General features: G+C 37.3%; 20 protein-coding genes and 2 pseudogenes. 19 read left to right on the top strand and 3 right to left on the bottom strand.

The window, feature by feature from the left end; all coding sequences use genetic code 11:
- Window positions 1–312 precede the first annotated feature (312 nt).
- The 8 genes and pseudogenes from NSU19_RS19440 to NSU19_RS19405 all read left to right on the top strand — a co-directional run.
- Entirely contained in the window at window positions 313–597 is a 285-nt protein-coding gene (locus NSU19_RS19440) for a S8 family serine peptidase (protein WP_339200062.1), read from the top strand.
- Window positions 569–877, top strand: coding sequence for a hypothetical protein (locus tag NSU19_RS19435; RefSeq protein WP_144598566.1), 309 nt, complete (start codon window positions 569–571; stop codon window positions 875–877). The genes NSU19_RS19440 and NSU19_RS19435 overlap by 29 nt, the downstream gene beginning before the upstream one ends.
- A gap of 304 nt (window positions 878–1,181) precedes the next feature.
- The gene (locus tag NSU19_RS19430; protein ID WP_144598567.1) at window positions 1,182–1,364 is read left to right on the top strand and encodes a hypothetical protein; all 183 of its coding nucleotides are present in this window, start codon (window positions 1,182–1,184) and stop codon (window positions 1,362–1,364) included.
- Window positions 1,365–1,413: 49 nt separating this feature from the next.
- The gene (locus tag NSU19_RS19425) at window positions 1,414–1,842 is read left to right on the top strand and encodes a hypothetical protein (RefSeq protein ID WP_339193689.1); all 429 of its coding nucleotides are present in this window, start codon (window positions 1,414–1,416) and stop codon (window positions 1,840–1,842) included.
- A 510-nt stretch (window positions 1,843–2,352) separates the two neighbouring features.
- Complete coding sequence (locus NSU19_RS19420; protein ID WP_339198133.1) at window positions 2,353–2,799, top strand: L-lactate permease; 447 nt, start codon at window positions 2,353–2,355, stop codon at window positions 2,797–2,799.
- A 63-nt stretch (window positions 2,800–2,862) separates the two neighbouring features.
- The gene (locus NSU19_RS19415) at window positions 2,863–3,063 is read left to right on the top strand and encodes an L-lactate permease (RefSeq protein ID WP_235600454.1); all 201 of its coding nucleotides are present in this window, start codon (window positions 2,863–2,865) and stop codon (window positions 3,061–3,063) included.
- A gap of 31 nt (window positions 3,064–3,094) precedes the next feature.
- Window positions 3,095–4,042 (top strand): L-lactate dehydrogenase, encoded by a 948-nt coding sequence (locus NSU19_RS19410; RefSeq protein ID WP_339198129.1) that lies wholly within the window; start codon window positions 3,095–3,097, stop codon window positions 4,040–4,042.
- A 133-nt stretch (window positions 4,043–4,175) separates the two neighbouring features.
- A pseudogene (locus tag NSU19_RS19405) lies at window positions 4,176–4,391 on the top strand (ABC transporter permease); the annotation flags it as partial.
- 283 nt (window positions 4,392–4,674) lie between these two features.
- On the opposite strand, the gene helD reads toward NSU19_RS19405, so the two are convergent.
- Window positions 4,675–7,017 (bottom strand): RNA polymerase recycling motor HelD, encoded by a 2,343-nt coding sequence (helD, locus tag NSU19_RS19400; RefSeq protein WP_339198126.1) that lies wholly within the window; start codon window positions 7,015–7,017, stop codon window positions 4,675–4,677.
- Between the two features lie 142 nt (window positions 7,018–7,159).
- On the opposite strand from helD, the pseudogene NSU19_RS19395 reads away from it, so the two are divergent.
- From NSU19_RS19395 to NSU19_RS19375, 5 genes and pseudogenes are all read left to right on the top strand, one after another.
- Window positions 7,160–7,714, top strand: a pseudogene (locus tag NSU19_RS19395) (IS110 family transposase); the annotation flags it as partial.
- An 810-nt stretch (window positions 7,715–8,524) separates the two neighbouring features.
- On the top strand, window positions 8,525–11,404 hold the full coding sequence (locus NSU19_RS19390) for an AAA domain-containing protein (protein WP_339198123.1): 2,880 nt from the start codon (window positions 8,525–8,527) through the stop codon (window positions 11,402–11,404).
- Window positions 11,405–12,251: 847 nt separating this feature from the next.
- A complete protein-coding gene (locus NSU19_RS19385) occupies window positions 12,252–13,163 on the top strand; it encodes a LysR family transcriptional regulator (RefSeq protein ID WP_063388274.1) in 912 nt (303 codons plus the stop codon).
- Window positions 13,164–13,374: 211 nt separating this feature from the next.
- On the top strand, window positions 13,375–13,890 hold the full coding sequence (locus NSU19_RS19380) for an acyl-CoA thioesterase (protein WP_327863964.1): 516 nt from the start codon (window positions 13,375–13,377) through the stop codon (window positions 13,888–13,890).
- A gap of 24 nt (window positions 13,891–13,914) precedes the next feature.
- Window positions 13,915–14,286 carry a hypothetical protein gene (locus NSU19_RS19375; protein WP_339198118.1) on the top strand — a complete coding sequence of 124 codons (372 nt, stop codon included), beginning with the start codon at window positions 13,915–13,917 and terminating at the stop codon, window positions 14,284–14,286.
- A 216-nt stretch (window positions 14,287–14,502) separates the two neighbouring features.
- Here the strand turns inward: NSU19_RS19375 and NSU19_RS19370 are convergent, their stop codons facing one another.
- On the bottom strand, window positions 14,503–15,921 hold the full coding sequence (locus NSU19_RS19370; protein WP_339198115.1) for an NAD(P)/FAD-dependent oxidoreductase: 1,419 nt from the start codon (window positions 15,919–15,921) through the stop codon (window positions 14,503–14,505).
- Between the two features lie 608 nt (window positions 15,922–16,529).
- On the opposite strand from NSU19_RS19370, the gene NSU19_RS19365 reads away from it, so the two are divergent.
- Genes NSU19_RS19365 through NSU19_RS19355 form a run of 3 tightly spaced genes read left to right on the top strand, consistent with a single transcriptional unit; the run spans window position 16,530 to window position 18,959 of the window.
- Window positions 16,530–17,252: an ABC transporter ATP-binding protein gene (locus NSU19_RS19365; protein WP_144598303.1), complete on the top strand. Its 723-nt coding sequence runs from the start codon at window positions 16,530–16,532 to the stop codon at window positions 17,250–17,252.
- Window positions 17,249–18,274, top strand: a complete 1,026-nt coding sequence (locus NSU19_RS19360; protein WP_311066690.1) for an ABC transporter permease — start codon at window positions 17,249–17,251, stop codon at window positions 18,272–18,274. Before NSU19_RS19365 ends, NSU19_RS19360 begins: the two co-directional genes overlap by 4 nt.
- Before the next feature lie 31 nt (window positions 18,275–18,305).
- Complete coding sequence (locus tag NSU19_RS19355) at window positions 18,306–18,959, top strand: TetR/AcrR family transcriptional regulator (protein WP_066251486.1); 654 nt, start codon at window positions 18,306–18,308, stop codon at window positions 18,957–18,959.
- Window positions 18,960–19,176: 217 nt separating this feature from the next.
- Here NSU19_RS19355 and NSU19_RS19350 read toward each other — a convergent pair whose 3' ends face one another.
- Entirely contained in the window at window positions 19,177–19,926 is a 750-nt protein-coding gene (locus tag NSU19_RS19350; RefSeq protein WP_066251483.1) for a DeoR/GlpR family DNA-binding transcription regulator, read from the bottom strand.
- Between the two features lie 171 nt (window positions 19,927–20,097).
- Between NSU19_RS19350 and NSU19_RS19345 the strand changes: the two genes are divergently transcribed.
- From NSU19_RS19345 to NSU19_RS19335, 3 genes are all read left to right on the top strand, one after another.
- The gene (locus NSU19_RS19345; RefSeq protein WP_066251481.1) at window positions 20,098–20,793 is read left to right on the top strand and encodes a ribulose-phosphate 3-epimerase; all 696 of its coding nucleotides are present in this window, start codon (window positions 20,098–20,100) and stop codon (window positions 20,791–20,793) included.
- Window positions 20,794–20,807: 14 nt separating this feature from the next.
- Entirely contained in the window at window positions 20,808–21,368 is a 561-nt protein-coding gene (hxlB, locus tag NSU19_RS19340) for a 6-phospho-3-hexuloisomerase (RefSeq protein WP_066251479.1), read from the top strand.
- Window positions 21,369–21,440: 72 nt separating this feature from the next.
- Window positions 21,441–22,598, top strand: a complete 1,158-nt coding sequence (locus NSU19_RS19335; protein WP_117016899.1) for a mannitol-1-phosphate 5-dehydrogenase — start codon at window positions 21,441–21,443, stop codon at window positions 22,596–22,598.
- Window positions 22,599–22,611 lie beyond the last annotated feature (13 nt).

Raw genomic sequence — 22,611 nt, 5'->3', positions numbered from 1 at the left:
TAGCTTGTCTACTACATTATACTAATTTAACATAACTATGATCCACAGAAAAGGAACAAATGTTCTGTTGTATAAAGGGAATTATTTGAAATAAATTAAAAGTAAGCGTCAAATAAAGTCTCCACCGTGATTAAAGATGACTTGTTGACCTGCATCCCGAATAGCCCGAGGTTTTACCTAATAACGCCTCTAGGTAATGGTCTAAATTCGTAATCATTTGATTTCGTTCATAAGAACTCGGATGTTCAGCGATTACTTGATTCCTCGTTTGATAAAAAATTCAAACTTGATCCTTATTCGGGAGTCGGGAAAATAGATTATTCAGCTCTAGGTGTAGAAGTTATCTCTACAGATAACAAAGGATCCTACTCAACATTTTCAGGAACGTCTTTCGCTACTGCATATGCCACTAGTGTTATTGCAGCAATCCTGAATAGAAGCGACTCAAAATATAATGCCAGCACCATCAAAGAAGAACTCTCCAATTATGTTGTGAAGTTAGGTGACAAAGTACAATTTGGAGAAGGTTTTCTAACATTACAAAAAGAAAGGGTAGAGGAAATTCTAAATGAAAAAGATGAAAAAGAAATTAATTAAATTATTAGTTGCTACTTTTTTGTTTATTAATATTGCTGGAGTTGCTCCGGTTGCATTTGCGGAAGAAATAACCAATTTCCCAAATACAGAAGAAATTTTTGAAAGTACAGAACAAATTGATGTAAGTATTGATGAAACAGTTGAAGTAGTTTCAAGTGATGATGATACAACAGTATATAAAGTATCCGCAGAAGAATTAGAAATTAACAATGACACCTTTGAGATGGTAGTATGTTTTCTACAAGAAAAAAATACAGTGCTTTATCAAAATTTTGAATAAATATACATATATGTGATCTATCCATCAAGGGCTTGACATGGATCCTCTGTAGCCATGATTCTTTAGCCAACAGTTTTGGCAAAACCAAAAAAGGTTATCATGGCTCCTCCTCCATGTAAATCCCCATTGCATATCACTGCATAAGGATTTTGCAATTCTCTGCACTTTTTGCTTGCAAAAAAACGTAAACCAATTATACTTTTTTACCCCGGTCATTTTACCGGATTAGACCTACGACTATTTGGGATTTTACATAATGAAGATCAGTATCAATTAACGAGAATATCATAGAGGAGAAGATTATGTGTTAGTTAAAGAAATATTTAAAAAAGAAATTTTTCGTCCGATTAATGAGGGTGTACGAAGTGCAACAATGGGCCAAGCATGGGTCATTGTCACATCTCAAGAAAAAATAAAAGCGTCACTTAATGTCCATAGCGAAAAAAGATTTTTCCAAAATCCAAGGACGTTTTGCGACCCGAATTAATTTATCTAGCGCAAATACAGATGAAGTCATTAAATGAGAGGGGTTTTCTATGACATATTATTATTACCTTGCCTCAGATATTAAACTACCATCAGGTATATACTCTAAAAGTGGTTTTATTAATTTAAATGGGAGTAAAATAGCTCTTGATCAAACTCTTGACTTAACAGAAAGTGATGAAAAAGTAGATGGATTCGATTATCCCGTGCAAATTGAAATCGTTTATGGTTTGTGTGATCCTGAAACTTTAGAAGCATATGATGATTTTGGATTGCCATTGCTTCATAAATATATTCTCGACGTATGCAGTTACTATAAGACATGTACCATTCAAATTGCTCACATTTTAAATACACACCGACACCCTTTAAAAATTGTAGAACGGAGAAAACTCTTATTGAATCAATTATCGAATCCTAAACAACTCGCTCTACATCATGGTGAATTGCTGACGATCAAGAAGATTCCGGAGTTCTAAGTTGATTAGACCGGTGAATTTACGAACAGTTGCATTTTGTTATTATGGGTAAAATGAATTTTAGTTTACTTATTCCTAGTGTGTAGATCTTCCATCAAAAAACTTGGATGCCTCATTCTGAACAGCCCTTTTTTACTATATTCGTCTTGGTATTATGTCAAGAAAATAGACATGTAAAAAAATTTACGTAAAATTTTTATTTTATAAAATAGTAAGTTTAGTCGTCCTCATCACTTTTCATCTAGTTAATTATTATATTTTTATATTAAATTTTAAAGATTATCTAACCCTCTTATTCCTTCATAAATGATTTTCTCCTTTTTATCATTACTTTACTCAACATGTCTCAAAAGTTCATATTTTTTTCATATATATTGTGAAAAATTTCACAAACAGATGTTATACTAACTTTGTAAGCAAAATAAATAATTTAGGGGGAGGATGTAATACATATTGTGAAATATATCACAAAATCATTTCGTCGATTTTAAAGTATAGGGGCTGAACAAGATGCATGTATGGGAGCAAGTTTATAATCCATTGGAAAATATATGGCTTTCAGCTATTATAGCTGCCGTTCCTATCATCGTTTTTATTGTTCTGCTGACAGTATTTAAATTAAAAGGATATATAGCAGGGCTTTTCAGCATAATTGCTGCAGGCATTTTTGCCGTCTTTATTTATAAAATGCCTGCAATCTTAGTTTTGATGTCTGCGATATATGGAATTTTAGTCGGTTTATGGCCAGTAGCATCAATCGTATTTGCTGCTATTTTCCTTTATAAAATATCAGTAAAAACCGGAAAATTTGCCATTAGTATTTCTTTTATTACAGAGGATCAAAGAATTGCAAGTTCTTATTGGGGCATTCTCATTTGGGGCATTTTTAGAAGGAGCTGCAGGATTTGGAGCACCCGTTGCCATAACAGCAGCCATTTTAGTGGGGCTTGGATTTAGTCCAGCTCTGTTGTAAACAGCGGTTCCTTATTTGCTCCACTTCAAGCTGTCACTGCTTCACAAATTGGAATAGCACCCGAAACGATGGTTGCTGTCAATGTAATGGGTGGTACAATGGCTAAAATGATTTCACCTCAATCAATTGCAGTTGCAGCTGCGGCAGTTGGATTTGCAGGAAAAGAAAGTGATTTATTTAAAGTGACAATTAAATATAGCTTATGTTTGCTTGCTGTAATTGGATTAGTTAGCTGGTTCCTATTTTAATCATATAACATTTTAAGGGGGATGTATAACCATGAATAAAGAAAAAGTAAATCGTGTTGTAATCGTTGGAACAGGTGCTGTAGGCTGCAGTTATGCCTATTCACTAATTAATCAGGGGGTCGTTGAGGAATTAGTTTTAATTGATATAAATGAAGCAAAAGCTGAAGGCGAGGTGATGGATCTTAATCATGGAGTGCCGTTTGCACCTTCGCCAATAAAGGTATGGAGCGGTTCTTATCAAGATTGCGCCAATGCGGACTTAGTTGTTATCACTGCGGGATTGGCACAAAAACCAGGTGAAACCCGATTGCAGTTAGTTGAGAAAAATACGCGAATATTTAAACAAATTATAAAAGAGATTATGAAAAGTGGATTTAATGGCATATTTTTAGTGGCAACAAATCCAGTAGATATCTTAACTTATGTCACTTGGAAGGAGTCAGGACTGCCAAAGGAACGCGTCATTGGCTCAGGAACAGTCTTAGATTCTGCACGTCTAAGATTTGAATTAGGGAAGTATTTCAATGTGGATACAAGAAATATTCATGCAATTATCATAGGGGAACATGGAGATACCGAGCTTCCGGTTTGGAGCCATGCCAAGATCGGAATAGAGAATCTTGATGATGTTTTAGAGCGAAAGAAAGATTTAAAGAAAGAATGTTTAGAGGAGATCTTCGTAAACGTCCGTGACGCTGCTTATCATATCATTGAGCGAAAAGGGGCGACATACTATGGAATAGGAATGTCCCTTGTCCGAATTACAAAAGCAATTCTTAAAAATGAAAATAGTATCCTGACAGTATCTTCCTATCTAGAAGGTGAATATGGACAAAATGATGTATATATTGGAGTACCAGCCAAGCTTAATCGTAACGGCGTGCACGAAATAATCGAAATTGAACTGAACGAAAAGGAACAAGAACAATTTAATTATTCCGTTTCAGTGCTAAAAGATACGATGAAATCTGTCATTTAATCCACTTGATGGCAAAGCGACATGCTCTATAGTGACCATTGTACCGGGAACGTTTAGGAAACAAGGATTGGGAAAACCAATTCCCGATTACAAACTGCTGCGAGGCTTGTTAGGATGAAAAGCTCAACTTACGTTTCTTTCCAATGCTTTTGTGCCAGTCAAGACGATGCCCGATTGGCTCCAATGGTTTGCGAAGATCAATCCGATCTCGCATATTATTACTGCCGTCCGTGATCTGATCAATGATGGAACTATTGGCTCAGATTTCGCCGTCTCTCTCATCGGGGCTGCATCCATCGTAGCAATCTTTGCGCCCATCACCGTCCGTGTATATATGCGCCGGGCATAAATTGGATATTGTGTATTGATCTGTTCGCGATATCCTAGTAAAAAAGCTTTTACCGAAAAATTACGGAACCTTGCTGCTTACAGAACTTTTAACACATCATATAGAATTTCACATGTCTGATATAATTTATTTCAGCCACTGCTGACATCCCTTCATTACCTTCCATTAAACAAGTTGCCCAACTCGGGGTATGGTATTGAAGGGATGCTGGCAAGTGGTTTTTTATATCATATATGGCCGTTTAATGACAGTGATACATTTCAGATACCAGACCAGTCCCGTGTTAACCCGGGATCTGAAGGAAACTACCCGGCGCAACGTTCTGTAAAAAGGGGCTAGGTTCGCCTACACTGTAAAGCTGCAAGTAATGCATAGCCCGGGTGCAGGCGGTGTAGAACAATCTGCGCAGGCTCTCAACGCCGTATACGTGCGATGAAGCGTTATAAATGATGACGGCGTCGAATTCGATGCCCTTCGCCAAATACGCCGGTATAACGACAACACCTTGTTCATATTCGGTAGAGCCGCTCTTCACAAGTTTTATATCTTCAACGCTTTTCAGTGCTTCGTATGCGGCGGTGCTTTCCGCAGCAGATTTACATATAATCGCGATCGTATTATATCCCCGTTTCCGCAAGTCCACGACTTTGGAAGCAATGCAGCGGTGCAGTTCAGCTTGATCGGACACTCTCGTCAACACAGGCTTATCGCCGTCGCGTTCAAAAGCAGTGATCCGTTCGCCATCGGGCACGAGTCCGCGCGTAAATTCAATGATCTGTCTTGTGGATCTGTAACTGCGGGTCAAGGTGATCGAATCCGTTTTATCCGGTCCGTATAGGCTGGTAAGCGTGTGGAAATCGACCGTTTCACTGGCATGAGCGAATATCGCTTGGTTAAAGTCGCCGAGCACAGTCATCCTCGCCGAAGGAAACAAACGCTTCAAAAATTCGAATTGAAACGGAGAATAATCTTGCGCTTCGTCTACAAGCACGTGTTTGATCGAGACGTTCGTCTGAAAGCCTTGAATCAGCTCTTTCAAAAATAAATACGGAGTTGCATCTTCGTAAAACAGTTTGCCTTCGTCTAGCGTTTTTACAGTCAATCGGCAAATATCCTCCCACTCCTCGGGTGTTTCCACTTCCATCCACTGTTTGACCCGCGTTGGATCGGCGAAAAGCTGCTTGTATACTCCCTTCATGTCGATGAAACGAAGCGTTCGGATCCGTTTGCGCAACGGTTTCAGCTTCTTGCGAACGATCAATTGGCCCAGCGCTTCGATCTCGTTCTCATAGTTGTTCAACGTTTCTGCTTTAAAGCCGCGTTTTTTCCGTAAGAGAGTATGAGCTTTATGATAATCCTCGTTGCTAAGCAGCTCGATTTCTTCCTGCACCCATGGCTTAGTCCGTTCAAGCTTCTCCGCTTCATCGATTTGCTTGTTTAGCCAATCTGCCAGCTTTTCAAGTCTGCTGTGAAAACGGAGCGAGGTGTCGCTGCTATAAAACCTTTCTGTGATTTGTTTGGCGGTGATGATCGGTTTTCCTCTAAATAGAATATCTTTGAATAGCATGCCGGATAATTCCAGCGACTTACAGTATGTTTTAATCGTCTCGAAGAAACGGGTTGATGCCTTGAATCGGATGCTCGCAGTTCTAGTCCGGTATAAAGAGTCATCCGCTTCAGTCAACACATATTCCAATTGCTCGTATGGACCCTCGATTTGAAATTCTTTGCTCAGCCGATATTCCAAATATTCCTGGAAGGTGGCCTGCTGCATATTCTCTTCGCCTAGTTCGGGCAGCACATTGGATACGTAGCTGTTAAACATCGAATTAGGTGAAAATAAAATGATTTGATCGGCTCTCAGCTTATCCCGATACTTGTAGAGCAAGTAAGCGATCCGCTGCAGGGCGGCCGATGTCTTGCCGCTGCCGGCGGGTCCTTGCACGATGAGCAGCCGCCCGCGATCATGACGGATGATCTGGTTTTGTTCCCGTTGAATGGTGGCCACGATGTTGTGCATATGTTTGTCTGTCACTCTGCCAAGCACCTGCTGTAAAATGTCGTCTCCAATGGTGAGACTCGTATCGAACATCGACTTGATAACGCCGCCGCGGATGATATATTGCCACTTTTTCTCCAGCATGCCGCGGACTGTGCCTCCGGGAGTAGTATATTCGGCCGGGCCGGGCGCGTAATCGTAGTAGACACTCGAGACCGGCGCCCTCCAGTCGTAGATCAGGATGTTCTCTCCGCTTGTATCCGTGAGCGTGGAGATACCGATATAGATTCGTTCAGCAGTTGAAGACCCTTCCTCAATGAAATCGATTCGACCGAAATAAGGCACCTCCTGCATGCGGCGCAGGGTGGACAACCTCTTGAAGGCTTGTCTGTGGGTGCTTTGGCTCACGGACAGGTTCTGCGCCTGTTGTCTCAAGGCGATGATCGTCTCAAGATAATCGTCGAACGTATCAGTATTCACCTTGACGTCATCCCAAAAATGTTTGCGGAAATCAATCACTTCTTTTCGACGCTGGGAGGTTTCGTTTTCCAGCATGCCGATTTGCTCCACAATGATCGCCATTATGCTGTCTAATCGTTCTTGCTCCTGCCGAAGTTCTGTATTCATATTAAGCACTCCTCGTATAGTATTTTTAGAATCCTCTTTTGAGGTATTTTCCAGTTAGATTTTTGTTCTTTGATAACTTCATGGGAGCTAGTTCAGATCGTGGTGGGCCAGCCCACCACAATCTGAAAAAATTTCATTTTAGTCGATTCAAAAGGCGGCCCGTTCGTCGTATCGGTTGTCCAAGTGTGTCGAGGATTCCATCGACTTGCTGTTAGGGCTGTCGATTCAATCAATCCGCAGCCTGCAATCGCAGCTCAAAGAGCTCGATAAAGCCATTACCCGCCATCTTGAAGGCATTCCGAACACACTGCAAACCATCCCAGGCATCGGACCGGTTTATACCGCAGGCATCCTGGCCGAAATCGGGCAAATCGAGCGGTTTCACAATCAGGCCGCCTTGGCAAAATATGCCGGCTTGACATGGTCCAAGCACCAATCGGGCCGTTTTCAAGCCGAGGACACCTCCCTCATTCGTTCCGGCAATCGCTATCTCCGTTACTACCTAGTGGAGGCTGCCAACTCGGTACAACGGCATGATGCGACGTTTCGTGCGTACTACCGGAAGAAGTATGAGGAAGTGCCCAAACACCAACATAAACGAGCCCTCGTCCTCACCGCTAGAAAACTCGTGCGTGTGATCGATGCGCTGCTACGCAACGGTCAAATCTACACGCCAAGAAAGGGGGAAGATCGATAAGAGGATCGATCTGGTATACCAATATCAACCTTTAGACCCAGTTTATTACATGTACCAATACTGGGTTTCTTCAGTATTGCCTTTTTTCGGATCATCGGACAAGGGAATTTCCAATTTCTATGATTTTTCACCTTGACATATTACCGCAGGACTTTAAAAATAATGAGAAATAGGGGTTGACTGAAGGAACTTTATGTTGTAAAATTATAATAGGGTAAATATTTTTTAATTTAAACAAAAATGTGTTTCTAATCTAATTTATCATAATTTCTCAATTTTTTCAATGTATTAACCACTACCGCTGATATTATAAACAAGGATACATTAATTAATACTCTTAAGAATTTAATAGATTTTTTAAAATCGTAAGCGATGATGAAAAAAGTTACTGTAAGGCCATTAATTAAAAAAATTCGAATGTAAGAGAACCGGAAGGATATAGATATAAAGGAGATAACGTTTTGGTTTCCTCAGATAAAGTTTTACCATCTCATAAAGTTTGCAAAAACGTACCATAAGTGAATGAGTTTTTGGATCTTGTCATATAAACAGTCTAACTAAATTAGTTAGGCTGTTTTTTGTTTTATAAAAGTTCTTAAAATAGCTATGATAAAAGGAACTCATCGTTTAGCTACAATTAAAAATGCCGATCGAATTCTAGTTATCACGAAAGAAGGAATTATAGAACAAGGGACACATAAAGAACTGATTGAATGATCAATGTCTTTTTAATTTGGTCAAAAATTTTAGAAAATAACTATCTTTCGAAATATATTATAATATAATAAACAACTTCAATGGAGTGAGTTTATGGACAGCAATTTACGAATGACGAAGTATTTCAGAGATAGTATTGCCGCAAAACTCCCGATTGATTTTAAAAACAGTGAATATGAAATTGTATCTTTGGAAGAAGTTGAACTAGGTAAGATATCAGAAAACAACTTACAAAAAATATTTAAAGAAAAAAGTGGAAATAAACTTGAAGTAATAATTGTAGCGAAAACGATTAAAAGGATTTTTACAGTGCAAGAAGGGGTTAATAACAATAATGATACGTTATCTGGCATATTTTTTATTCCCGCATTATTAGATGAAAATGGGGAACTTTATCCTTCAGAAAATAAATCTCCGTGGATACCAAGAGAATATCTATATCCTATAGTCGATACTACATTAGCAGTAGGCCATTTAGAAGCTTTTGATGATTTTATGACTAACCATCACAACGAACTAAAAAATAGCACGGATTGGAAAACTTATTTTAATTTATGCAAAGAAATGTATGAAGCCGTCACAGGAAGTAAGATAACAGATCAATCAGTGAATGGGATAGAGCTTGAAGATAAAATCTATTTGCTGAAAGATAATTCTATTGTTTCGACAAGAAGTATTTTAAAGCTATATGATTTTTTACAAGAAGGAGATTATTTAAAATCCAAATTATATTTAAACTTTATAAAACAAGAATTTAGTCCTATAAAGCCGCTAATAAAAAATTCAATAGAGGAGTCAAAAAAGCACATCGGTCAAATGAATGGGATTCATAAGCTGTCTCCTTCTCAGAGGGAGTGTTTGATACATTTCAATAATATGGAGGATGGTGATATTTTGGCCGTAAATGGACCTCCTGGTACGGGAAAAACGACGTTATTGCAATCTTTGGTTGCCAATTTATATGTCGAGAGAGCTTTAAAAAAAGAAAAACCTCCTTTAATTGTAGCTTCATCTACAAATAATCAAGCCGTTACAAATATTATAGAATCATTCGGGAAAATTACAAAAAAGTGGAAGCATAGTAATTTAGAAAATAGATGGATAGAAGGTGTTAATAGTTTTGCGGTCTATTTTCCATCCACAAGAAAAGTGAATGAAGCGGAAAAAAAAGGTTTTCAACATACGAATCAAAAAGGTGAAAACTTCTTTGAGAGAGTGGAAAGCGACGAAAACATTCAAGCTTCCAAAGAAAAATTTTTACGGGAATGCTCTCATTATTTTAATACAAAAATAAACACTTTAAACGAATGTGAAGATATAATTTGGCAACGGTTAAAGGAAATAAAAAAATATACTGATGATATTTTACAGTTATTCCATGAATTTTTTGAAATTTGTAATGGTGAGAAAAGTATAAATGCTTTTATTCAAGCGATTGAAAAAGAAATAGCAGCTGATAGAGAAAAATTAGATTATATAAACCATCGGAAAAATGAATGGCAAAATGAATATAGAAGAATTCCATTTTATTATCGATGGCTAAAATTTATACCAACTTTCAAACAGAAAATTTTGAACAGATTAAGTATCTTTATTAGTCCAGAGGAAGATTTTTTAAAAGAATCGATGGACATAGATGAAATTTTTGATAAATACAGTTCGATAGCTAAAGAAGTCAGAACAAATCTCAGGGAGAAGGAAGAAGTTTCAAAAAAAGTAAAAGCATTAAAATCATCTATACAGTCCGTTATTGATAATTTAATAAACCTAAAATTGATAAACAGAGAAGACTTTAAGATCTCAAGTAAATCAAAAATAGATGATTTGAATAAATTATTAGACACCTGCTTAAGGTATACTTCCTTTTGGCTATCGGTCCATTATTATGAATGTAAATGGTTAAAAGCAAAGAAATTAAGTGCTGAACAAAGGGGAAAAAATTTCAAAAATGTTTTAGAGCTGTTTTATGAAAACTTAAGTATGCTTACACCCTGCTATGTGATGACATTTTACCAATTACCAAAGCTTTTTCTTGCGTATGATGGAGTAGAACAGTACTTATATAATAAAATTGATTTATTAATAGTCGATGAGGCAGGACAAGTGACTCCTGAAATTGCTGCATGTTCGTTTTCATTAGCTAAACGGGCAGTTGTAGTAGGAGATATATATCAAATTGAACCTGTTTGGAATATTAATAAATCATTAGATATTTCATTAGCTATAGCAGCCAAAGTGATCCAAAATAAAGACGAGTTTGAAAAATTAAGAACTTTAGGCTTAAACACTTCAGAGTCTAGTGTGATGAAAGTTGCTTGCAAAAGCTGTCAATACGAAAAGTTTGGTGAAAGAGGGTTGTTTTTAAGCGAGCATCGTCGTTGCTATAATGATATTATTGAATACTGTAATTATCTAGTCTATAAAGGGAATTTAGAACCAAAAAGGGGCTATGGTAGAAATGATGAAAAATGTCCATTAAGGAAACTGTCAATTCCTCATTTTGGGCATTATCAAGTAGATAGTCAGAAATCTAGTAAACGAGCGGGTAGTAGATATAATGAAAAGGAAGCCAGAGAAATTGTAAATTGGATAATGAAGAATTTTGAACAAATAAAAGCTGCATACAAAGCTGAGTTCCCAACGTTAAACCCCAAAAATATTCTAGGTATTATAACCCCTTTTAAAATGCAGGTTGCAGAGATTAAGAAAATTTTGCCAGAAGAGCTTAAAAAAGTGGTTGATGTTGGAACTGTGCATACATTCCAAGGCGGAGAACGAAATGTGATTATTATGTCCACTGTATATGGTAAGGATGATGGATGTTATTTTATTGATGCAAAAAAAAGTTTGTTGAATGTGGCGGTTTCAAGAGCAAAAGATAGTTTTCTAGTTTTTGGTGAGATAGGCTGTCTTTCAAATAGTGAAGCAACTCCAAGCGGATTGCTGAAAAAAATGTTGACAAGTTTTAAATGAAGAATGTTTTTCTAGTAAAGATAGCCGTAGTATTAATAGTGGATAAATGCTTTAATAATTTAGGTTTTATGTTCTTTCCATTTTGCCGCTACCTGTTATTGCTATTATGGAACTGGTAAACAAGATTTTTTTATATTTACCGTTTTATTTTTAGAATGCAGGTATGAGAGGGCTTTTAAGTTGCATATTTCAAAACAAACCTAAAAAAGCACTTTAGAAAACAGCAATACGAGAAAGTAATGATGTTGTTTTGAATCGTAACAAATTAGAGTACCTATAACATGTTAAAATGGTTATTGTTTCATTGAGAAATGTTGCATGCATATCCGAAAATGAGTGTTAGAAAAAAAATTTTTTTGCTTTAACGGAGGGATTTCTTTAGTAAATAAAATCAAAGTAATGTGGCAATAATAGAAATGACCATTACCTGCCAAAAAAGTCCAAATACGAAATGAAAATCGATTTTAAAAATATCTCGGCTTAAGGAGAAAAGATGGCGCCTCCTAGAACAGCTAGTGGCAAATCAGAACATTCACTTTTTTTCATTTCTATATGCTTGACTGTGAGCCTCTAACGGTATGAGTTTTTGCGAAAGCAAGTGATAAGAATTTGCAAGACGAACAAGCCTCTCCATGTAATAGTGAATTTGCAATAAAATATACAAACTCTTGTTTCTTAAATGCGATTAACCAATTATGTTTATTTCTCTCTGTTCTCCGTATCCATTTTTTTAGTCTAACATCAAGGTTTTATGCTTCGCCTATTTGATGAAACAAATTTAAAGCGCTAAAGTGAAAAGTGTGGTAAACTTTATTATCATTAAAATGTAATAGGGTGATTGATTCAATTGGAAATTAAACAATTGAAGTGTTTTCTTGAGGTTACACGTACCGGCAATTTTACCACTGCATCTGAGAATCTGTTCATTACGCAGCCTGCTCTCAGCAGAATTATCAAATCATTGGAGGATGAAATTGGAGCACCGCTTTTCATACGTACTAGAAAAAAGCTGATATTGACGGATGCAGGCCGTATTTTAAAAAAACATGCTTTAAAAATTGAAAATCAGCTGCAGCAATTGGATGCAGAACTTGATAAAATGTTTATGCAAAGAAAACGACAAATTCGCATCGGGCTACCTACGATTACGAATTCCATTTTCTTCTCAAAATTGATTGCATCGTTTCATGAAGAATATCCAGAGGTGATTTTCCTACTAGAAGAGGATGGTTCCAAACCAGTTGAAGAGAAGGTTCTCAATAATTTATTGGATTTTGGGGTCGTTGTTCTTTCTGAGGAAAATGAAAGTCTTGACAGTATTATATTTGTGAATGAGAAATTAAAACTAGTTGTTTCTTCGTCTCATCGTCTGGCGGGAAAACAGGAAGTGTCTTTGCAGGAGCTAAAAAAAGAGGACTTTATTATGTTCGACCGGGATTTTGTGCTAAGAAATCTTGTCATCAATTCTTGTAGAGAAGCCGGTTTTCAACCGAAAATTATTTCGGAAACATCACAACTGGAGTTTATTCAAGAATTGGTTGCCTACAATATAGGTATTACTTTGCTGCCTGAAAGTACGTGTATAGAACTAACAGATGATTTTAAAACGATCACCGTCACTAATCCGGAAATTGAATGGAATCTGGCAATGATTTGGAGAAAGGATGCAAGCTTATCACAGATTGCGCAGGAATTTGTACGATTTGCAAAAGAAAAGCTGTCGACAGCTAATCCCGGACAGGATTCTAAATCCGATTGAGTCAACTATAAGAAGGCTTCCTTTTATGAAAGGGAAGCTTTTTTTATTTTGTTCAGTTTAAAGAGCGCTTCCATACTATTTTGTAATGAATTGTATATAGGATTGGCATTGTATCTTTGCAAACCAACTATATTATAATTCTCTTTGTAAAAATTCTAAATGCGGATGAAGCGTACGCTTCAAAAGTATTTTTATTTGCAAGGTGATCATAATGGAAGCAAAAAAAATGAAAGAAACACGTGTTGTTCAAACCGATCAAGTGCTCATTAATGATTTGAACAATTATCATACATTATTTGGCGGAGTTTTAATGAAGAAGATGGATGCATGTGCGACGCTTTCTGCCCGCAGACATACAAGGGTAAAGGAATGTGTTACAGCGTCGACCGACTCCGTTAATTTCCTTGAACCGATCCGGGTAAGTGATTCGGTTTGTATTGAATCGTTTGTTAGCTATACAGGTAAAAGATCCATGGAGATTTTCTGTAAAGTGATTGCAGAAGATCTAGAAACTGGAAAACGAAGAATTGCAGCTACAGCATTTTTCACTTTTGTTCCTCTAGATGAAAATAAAAGGCCGTTGGAAGTACCGCCAGTTATTCCAGAAACAGAGGAAGAAAAATATCTTTATGAAACAGGAAAAGAACGTGAAAAGATTCGTAAGTTAAAAAGACAACAAAATAAAGAACTCGTGTCCAGACTTTCACTGAATAAACCGTGGGATTAATACGGAACAAAGGAATGATATAGTGTGATAATAGACTCTAGTTACGATGAGTTGAAAAATGCACAAACCGCTATCGAAAACTTAAAGGCGACAACACCATCTATTTATCGGAAATTTTTAAATATCATCCATTTGACTCGTCAATTACAGTATGGATATCAATATATGGGTTCTTTACTAATGGATGAAAACCCAGGTAAATTCCAACCGAAATTTCAGGATGATTATGTGCTGTCTATCTATCATCAGGAAATCGAAAAACTAAAAAAAGATAAAAGATTTCCGGAATTAAAACAATTGCTGCAATCATATAAACATATTAGCTATACAAACATTAGCAAGCTGGCTTTAGGGGAAAAACCAGCAGCATTAATTGGTCCAGCTGTGGTCCATTAATTGCTCGAAGGGAACTGAAAAAATTTAATTGGGTGGATCGAACTTTGATTCGATTCACCTTATTTATTTTTAAAGAGTGTTAAAAGGCTGCTTTCTCCGGTCATAAATTCCATGCAAACAGCTGTCCGAAAAAATGTTGCTTGAAAAAAGGGGCGCCTCTTAGCTGAAAAATCAACTTGAGACAGCCCCCACACCACCAACGGTTATTCTAAAGCCTTACTCCTTTTTAGTCCATTCCCCGACAAATTCGATTTCGTTATAGGAAAAGAAGTCTTTCAATATCTTTTCACGATCATCTAAGAAAAGCTGATCCGCTACTTCAGATACGAGCCTGCGTATCCCGTATTTCAAGCCGGAAAGAGCAGCTGCTGTAATGCCGCAGCTGATCAAACCCGAATAGTTGAAAGCGAAAATTCCGTACAGAAGCTTTTTGCCCTTTTCATCGCGGCTTATAAAAGCGAAACCAGGGCTGAGATAAGGATGGGCATCAAGCATTGGATTGGCCAGCTCCTTCGGGGGATGATAGCGGTCTCCCCAACGAGCAATGTGGCTTTCGACAAGTCTCAGCTCCGGACGCAAAGCAGGATCAGTGACGAGTCCGGTGCAGATGATCAGAAAATCGAAGGTGAACTTGCCCTGAGGTGTGGTCACTACTGCACCTTGATCTGCAGCTTCAACATCAAGCCATGGTGCTCCTAAGTGCAGGTGAAAACCGGGCCATGAGGCTGCGCGTCCGAAGGTATCGTTGGTCGGCGGCTGATTATATTTAAAGAAATGAGCGATGATTGCATATTTATCAGCGTCCGATAGAGCTTGGAAACGTTCAATTAGACCGGAAACTTCCATATAGCGGATCGGATTGATACGCTGCAATTTCTTGCGGCGGACAAAGACATGAACTTCGGCAGCACCCTCTGATAAGGCAAAATTGGCATTATCAAAGGCAGATGCGCCGCCGCCCAAAATTCCGATCTTTTTCCCTTGTAGTGCTGTAAAATCAATTGCTTCTGAGGAGTGGGCATAGAGATGATGCGGCAATTTTTCAGCAATGAAAGGAGGAACATGCCATTCGCCGCCGCCTTGAATTCCCGTGGCTAAAATAACCTTTCGTGCGAGCAATATGTCAGATGGTGCACCCGTTCCTTCAATATGAAGCCGATGAATCCCTTCATCAGTCGGCTCTATCAACTTCAACTTTACTTCATTGATGACGGGCAGATTGAGAACTTTCCGAAACCAGCGCAAATAATTCATCCAATCTCCCCGAGGAATTTTGTCTAGCGCTTCCCAGCCTTCCGGTCCGAATTGTGCTTCCCACCAAGCGCGGAAGGTTAGGGAAGGAATCCCAAGGTCGATGGAGGTCAAATGTTTAGGTGTTCGCAAGGTCACCATACGGGCGTAGGTTTCCCACGGTCCTTCCCAGCCCTCTCGGTTTTCATCAATGACAAGAATGTTGGATATCCGTTCGCGTAGAAGACCGAAAGCCGCACCTAAGCCGCTTTGGCCGCCGCCGACGATCACGACATCGTAGACATGCCCTTCAGGTTTTTTTAGCGTTCGCACCCAGCTTGGACCTCCGAAGGCGAGATAGGAAAGATCGGTTTTCACTTGTTTGTTTAATGCCTCTAAGCTCATCTTTTTTCACTTCTTTCAACTGTAAGAATTTGAAAGTCACATATGTCAGCCTTATCCGTAAACAGAAATCCGCATGAGAAGAATTATTATATTGAATCAATCATTATTGTTTTACAGTACCACTTGCCCATATAGTATCACTTCAACCATTTTTATTGAATGTGTATTGTATCTAAAATCTCCTTTAATCATTATGTAAAATAACTAAAAATGCTTGTTTAATTTCCTCTAAGGAACGAATACCAAAGCTATCTTCATCTAGTCGTTCCTGTAAAACACTCCTAATGAGCCAATAGCTAACCGATTGCCCCGATTTCTCCTGCCTATTAATAAATGGGCATAATTTGTGCAAAAAAGCGCATCTTCTGATGTTCATTCCTCAGTCAATTTGTGTGGATGTTTTTTCTAGTTCAAATGCTTATTGTTGCTTTTTGTATAAATCCGCAGCGGTCAGCTTTTTTAAGACGATAACTATTAAAGCCGAATCTGTTAAAAAAATTTTCCTATCATTCGCAAAAAAATGAGTGATTACTCACTTCACAAAATTCGTTTGCACAACTATAATGTATGTGAGTACTCACTCATTTTATACGAAAGGATGGGAAAAAATGGCCTCAATGATTATTGTCCGTAAAGCTGCGATTTCATTTGGGAAGGAAAAAGTGCTAAAAAATATTGATTTGGACGTAAATGAGGGAGAGATTTTCGGGCTTCTTGGTCCATCCGGCTCCGGGAAAACGACGTTGGTCAAAATGATCACAGGAATTTTAGAGGGAGATCAAGGAGAAATTTTTATCAAAGATCAAAAGGTTCCTTCACTCGAGCTAATGAAATCAATCGGTTATATGGCGCAATCGGATGCTCTTTATCAGGAGTTGACCGCGAAAGAAAACCTGGAATTTATAGCCGCTATTTACGGGCTAAAACGCCAAGAACGGAAGAAAGCGATTCAGGAAGTTTTGGAAATTGTCGATTTAACTGATCATATGGATAAAGTTGTCAAGGACTTTTCAGGTGGGATGAAAAGGCGGTTGTCTCTAGCTGCTTCGCTCATGCATAAACCGGATCTATTAATTTTAGACGAACCGACGGTTGGAATCGATCCAGTGCTTCGCCAATCGATATGGAGTGAATTAAGAAAACTAAAAAACAACGGGATGACCATTTTAGTTACGACACATGTCATGGATGAAGCGGAAAAGTGTGATCGTCTGGCCATGCTAAGAGACGGTTATATCATTGCTTGTGACACGCCGGAAAAGCTAAAGGAAAACCAAAAGGTCGATTCACTTGAAGAAGCATTTTTAGCATACGGGAGGAATGAGAAATGAGAGTAGGAGCTGTTGTCATCCGAATTATAAGACAGCTGTTAAGGGATAAACGGTCGATTGCTTTATTGATCTTTGCGCCGCTTTTAGTTATCACTCTTGTATGGCTTGTATTAGACGGCGACCCATACGAACCGAAAATAGCAGCAGAAAATATACCGGCGCCGCTTGAGCAAGTATTGCAAAATGAATTGGAGAAAGATGTTGTTCAAATGTCCGAAAGTGAAGCGAAGGAGGCTTTTCAAAAAGAGGATTTAGATGCATTTATAACGATAAAAAATCATGTTCCGTATGTTTTGCTGGAAGGAAGCGACCCGACAGCCAATTCAGCGGTTATGAAGGTGATTCAAACCGCCTTCAGCTCCCTGTCAGACCAAAAAAATATTCAGCCTGATGTCGAATATTATTATGGCTCTGACAAAATCAATCTTTTTGATCAGACGGGTTCAGTACTAATCGGTTTTTTTGTCTTTTTCTTTGTTTTTGTGCTAGGCGGTATTTCATTTTTGCGGGAAAGAACACAAGGAACATTAGAAAAATTGCTGTCGACGCCGATTAAAAGATGGGAGATTGTAACAGGCTATTTGCTAGGATTTGGCTTATTCACGATTATTCAATCGTTCGTTATTGTCACGTATTGCGTATATGTACTTGATATTTGGATGGCAGGGGATTTTTGGCAGCTGTTAGTAGTTACATTTTTATTAGCCATCACTGCGCTGGCGCTTGCTACCCTTTTATCAGCCTTTGCAAATAATGAGCTGCAAATCATGCAGTTTATTCCGATTGTCATCATTCCACAAGCATTTTTTTCGGGAATCTTTAACTTGGAGACATTGGCAGAGTGGTTGCAAGTGTTGAGTAAATTTATGCCGCTTACTTACGGAGCGGACGCCATTCAAGAAATCATGATTAAAGGAAAAGACTTGGTCGATCTTTGGCAGGATTTGCTAATATTGTTCGGCTTTGTGCTGCTTTTCTATGTCTTAAATATATTTGCATTGAAAAAACATCGCAGGTTATAACAATAAAAGAGAGAAATAAGGAGGAAAGTGTATGGACCAGAAAAATTTTATGGACGAGTTCATGAAGGCAGCGAATCAAGATTTAACGCCAAAGCAGGCAAAAATTCTTCAAGCGGCAGTCGAAATTTTCGCCGAAAAAGGGTATGCTGCGACATCCACGAGCGAAATTGCGAAAAGAGCCGGGGTAGCGGAAGGAACGATTTTTCGCCATTATAAAACAAAAAAAGATTTGCTGATATCCATCGTTTCACCGATCATTATAGAATTTGCCGTCCCCTTATTTGCTGAAAGGTTTATCAATGAAGTTTTCCAGGATCAACGACTTGATGATTTTGAAGATCTGTTAAGGAAAATCATCCGCAACCGCTATCAATTTGTCAAAAACAATGTCCCATTGTTAAAAATTTTTTTTCAGGAAATGGCGTTCCATGCAGAAATTCAAGAAAAATTTAGCGCGGTTTTTACTGAAAAAGTTTTGCCTCAGTTTATAAAAGTTGTCAACCATTTTAAACAAAATGGGCAAATAGGTGATTTTCCCACCGAGACTGTCATTCGTTTAACGATTAACGCGATCGTTGGGTTTTTCATTACCCGCTTTTTGGTCATGCCGGATTATCCATGGGATGACGAGAAAGAAATGGAATACACGGTCCAATTTATTCGAAACGGGTTAAAGGGGATTTGACGGCTTAATCAATCATCAAAGATACATGATTTTTTGCAGGATAGTCTGCCCTGAAGGAAGACTATCCTCTTTTAATTAAATTGGAATTAACCAAGCGGTCTTCGAAATTTAGCAATATGGTATATATTAGCAATACCAGCGGCTTGTTGAATCTGATTTCATTTACCCTCGTTTTTTTCTCATCAAACTGCTGATTATCAAATTTGTTAATGCATTATCAATCAACCACCACTACTTGTTGGCTTCCATATATCTTTTTAATGTTGGGACTAATATTTTCTGTTATTAAGTATGTTAAATCTTTAGTAGGACATACAATGTGATTGGAAACAGTGCTTAATTTATCAGATGTTGCCATCCCTAATATTTCAGAAGAGATGGAAGCCATTTTCCGCTTTACTAATGCTTCTGATAAGCTTGGGACGCTGATTCCTATATAAGGATCAATTTTGTAAATTCCCATGATATATAAATCTGCTCTCATATTACTTAAAGATTCGACAGTGTCTATTCCTAAATTAACCATTGATTGTTTGAATAAAGTTCCGCCGATCATAATAACATCAATATGTTGATGATTAGTCAGAGCCATAGCGATTGGCGGGCTGTTTGTAATGACGGTGGCTTTTAATGTTAAAGGTAATTGGTTTACTAGATGTAAATTAGTCGTTCCTCCATCAATTAATAAAACCATGTCTTCTTTTATAAAGGATAAAGCTTTTTTAGCTAATTTAATTTTAACTTCATTAAACATGTGCTGCCTTGTTGAAAAATCAACAACAGGAGGCCCTATCCTCAAAGCTCCGCTATGAACCCTTTTAATAAGTCCGCGGTTATCAAGCTCCTTTAAATCTCTTCGAATTGTATCCTCCGAAACTGACAGGCGTTTACTTAAATCGCTTGCAATAACTTTATGTTCTTCATTTAAAATCTGCAAGATTTTTTGTTGACGTTCTTCCTTTAGCATAGTGACTTTACTCCTTTAAGTCTTTCTTATAGTTTATCATAATTTCAACAATTGATCAAAACGCATTCGAGCAAATAATGGCACAAAAACGCAAAAACATGCTTTACTTTTCATTATATGCGTTTTATAATAAAGGAAAACATGCAAACACATGCAAATGGAGGCACAAACATGCAAAACAATAAAAAAATAACGATTGCACCTTCTATAATGTGTGCTGACTTATGTAATTTAGAAAAAAGTGTAAAAGAAATTGAGAAAGAAGGACTGGATACTTTACATATTGATATTATAGATGGACACTTTAGCCCTAGTATGCCATTGGGAATAGATACTATTAAGCAATTACGAAAAATAACTGATATGAATTTTGATGTCCACATTATGTCCAATAATAATGAATTTTTTATACAAGAGATGATCAAAATTGATGTACAACAAATATCATTTCACTATGAAACGAGCACTCATATTGATCGATACATTAACTTAATAAAAAACAATGGAATTAAAGCAGGTTTAGCACTCAACCCAGCAACTCCCCTGTCTGTCCTGGATTATATTTTGCCGCAGTGCGATACCATTTTGTTAATGTTAATCAATCCAGGCTTTGCAACTGATGAAAATGAAAAGCAAGTTTCTTATGCAATAAAAAAAGTAGAAGATTTGGCGCGATTAATAAAAGAAAAAGAATTGGATACAAATATTGAGGTTGATGGCAGAGTATCTTTAGACACAATACCAAGCTTAGTAAAAGCTGGGGCCGACATACTAGTTGCCGGGAGTACAAGCTTATTTATTCGAGACAAAAGTTTAGCTGAGAATAAAAAAGCGATGGAAAAATGCATCATAGAAGGTTTATTGTGAAAAGAGGGGAAATAATGGTTAATTACTATGATATTGTAAAGGAAATTACAAACGAACTCACCACTACTTTAAACCAAATTGATATGAATGAAGTCAATAAATTGTTAATCGAGATAAAAAAAGCAGATAAAGTATTTTTTGTCGGGGTTGGAAGAGTTCTATTATCTTTGAAAGCTATCGCTAAACGATTAGCTCATCTTGGTATTAAAACTTATATTGTCGGCCAAATCACTGAGCCTGCAATAACTGAAAAAGACTTGTTGATAGTGGGATCGGGAAGCGGAGAAACGGCTTTTCCATTAATCATTGCAAAGAAGGCAAAGCAATTTAAAGCAAAAGTTGCTCATATAGGTGCAAATCCAAATAGCTCAATGAATGAGTATTCAGATTGTTTCGTAAGGATACCAGTAGGTACAAAACTACAGCTGCCAAATGAAGTGAAATCTGTACAACCAATGACAAGCTTATTTGAACAAAGCTTATTGTTATTAGGCGACGCGTTAGCCTTAATGATGATTAGAGAGCAAAATATTGATATGTCTAGTCTTTGGCAATATCACGCGAATTTAGAGTAAAAAGTTAATAGCTTCGCTGGATTGGATATTCTTTGATAAAGAGTTTTAAGTATTGTAAAGGGAGATAATATTATGCTAGCGTTGCATTTTGGTGCAGGGAATATAGGGAAAGGTTTAATTGGTTACTTATTAAACAAAACTGGGTATGAAGTTTGTTTCGTGGATATAAATCAAAAAACGGTTGATAAATTTAACAATTACAATAGTTATCAGGTTGAGATATTAGATGATAATCATACGATAGAGACTATCTCTCCGGTTTCAGCATTAAACAGTGTAACACAAGAAGAAGAAGTGATCAATGCTATTGTGAATGCAGATTTAATTACAACATCTGTCGGCATCAATAACATACCTAAAATAGCTAATATATTATCTCAAGGCCTTTTGAAAAGAGCAAAAGAAAATAAAAAGAAGATCGACATTATCGCAAATGAAAATGCAATTAACGCTTCTTCCAGTTTGAAACGTGAGATAAAGAGATATGTTTCAAATAAAGAAATGGAAAATATATGTACTTTTGTTGGCTTTCCTAATTCAGCTATTGATCGCCTAGCTTTATCAAAACATAGCGAAGGGGGTGAGAGTGTTCTTGTAGAACCGTTCTATGAATGGATCATTAACAAATCAGAAATCGTTAATGCAGATTCGCCTATTATAAAAAACGCAATCTATGTTGAAGATTTACAGCCTTATATTGAAAGAAAATTATATTTAGTGAATATGGGTCATGCGGCAACTGCTTATATTGGGTTTTTAGCAGGAGAATCTACAATACAGAGCGCTTTGAGAAATGCAAAAATTGAACATCTTGTACGGGAAACGCTAAATGAAGCTTCCCAATATATTTTAAGGAAATTTAATATGGACCCAAAAGATATGAGTGATTTTATTGAAAGAATTATAAAGCGCTTTAAAAACAAAAATATTAGCGACTCGATTTTGCGAGTAGGAAGATCGCCGATTCGCAAACTGGGCTATAATGAACGATTAATTAAACCCACTAGAGAACTTTTTGATTTAGGACTTTCAATAGAATATTTATCAGTTGCCGTTGCTGCTGCATTTTTATTCGATAACCCTGATGATGAAGAGTCTGTAATTTTGCAAAACTACATTTGTGAAAATGGGATCGAACAAGCCATTTTACATTTTACAGAGTTAGAAAATAAAACAATTAGAGAAAAAATTAAAGAAATTTATTATCAACTAAAAATACAGAAATGGTAGTGTAAATAGAATC

The sequence above is a fragment of the Aeribacillus sp. FSL k6-2211 genome (assembly GCF_037966125.1).
GTDB classification, from domain to species: Bacteria; Bacillota; Bacilli; order Bacillales; family Aeribacillaceae; genus Aeribacillus; species Aeribacillus composti.
Note: the sequence above shows the minus strand (reverse complement) of the source record. Positions and strands in the feature narration are given on the sequence as shown.

Coding starts and splice junctions, on each gene's coding strand:
- NSU19_RS19425 (WP_339193689.1), top strand. CDS start 1,414: ATGACATATTATTATTACCTTGCCTCAGATATTAAACTACCATCAGGT.
- NSU19_RS19420 (WP_339198133.1), top strand. CDS start 2,353: ATGCATGTATGGGAGCAAGTTTATAATCCATTGGAAAATATATGGCTT.
- helD (WP_339198126.1), bottom strand. CDS start 7,017: ATGAATACAGAACTTCGGCAGGAGCAAGAACGATTAGACAGCATAATG.
- NSU19_RS19360 (WP_311066690.1), top strand. CDS start 17,249: ATGAGAGTAGGAGCTGTTGTCATCCGAATTATAAGACAGCTGTTAAGG.
- NSU19_RS19410 (WP_339198129.1), top strand. CDS start 3,095: ATGAATAAAGAAAAAGTAAATCGTGTTGTAATCGTTGGAACAGGTGCT.
- NSU19_RS19355 (WP_066251486.1), top strand. CDS start 18,306: ATGGACCAGAAAAATTTTATGGACGAGTTCATGAAGGCAGCGAATCAA.
- NSU19_RS19350 (WP_066251483.1), bottom strand. CDS start 19,926: ATGCTAAAGGAAGAACGTCAACAAAAAATCTTGCAGATTTTAAATGAA.
- NSU19_RS19390 (WP_339198123.1), top strand. CDS start 8,525: ATGGACAGCAATTTACGAATGACGAAGTATTTCAGAGATAGTATTGCC.
- NSU19_RS19435 (WP_144598566.1), top strand. CDS start 569: ATGAAAAAGATGAAAAAGAAATTAATTAAATTATTAGTTGCTACTTTT.
- NSU19_RS19370 (WP_339198115.1), bottom strand. CDS start 15,921: ATGAGCTTAGAGGCATTAAACAAACAAGTGAAAACCGATCTTTCCTAT.
- hxlB (WP_066251479.1), top strand. CDS start 20,808: ATGGTTAATTACTATGATATTGTAAAGGAAATTACAAACGAACTCACC.
- NSU19_RS19380 (WP_327863964.1), top strand. CDS start 13,375: ATGGAAGCAAAAAAAATGAAAGAAACACGTGTTGTTCAAACCGATCAA.
- NSU19_RS19345 (WP_066251481.1), top strand. CDS start 20,098: ATGCAAAACAATAAAAAAATAACGATTGCACCTTCTATAATGTGTGCT.
- NSU19_RS19365 (WP_144598303.1), top strand. CDS start 16,530: ATGGCCTCAATGATTATTGTCCGTAAAGCTGCGATTTCATTTGGGAAG.
- NSU19_RS19335 (WP_117016899.1), top strand. CDS start 21,441: ATGCTAGCGTTGCATTTTGGTGCAGGGAATATAGGGAAAGGTTTAATT.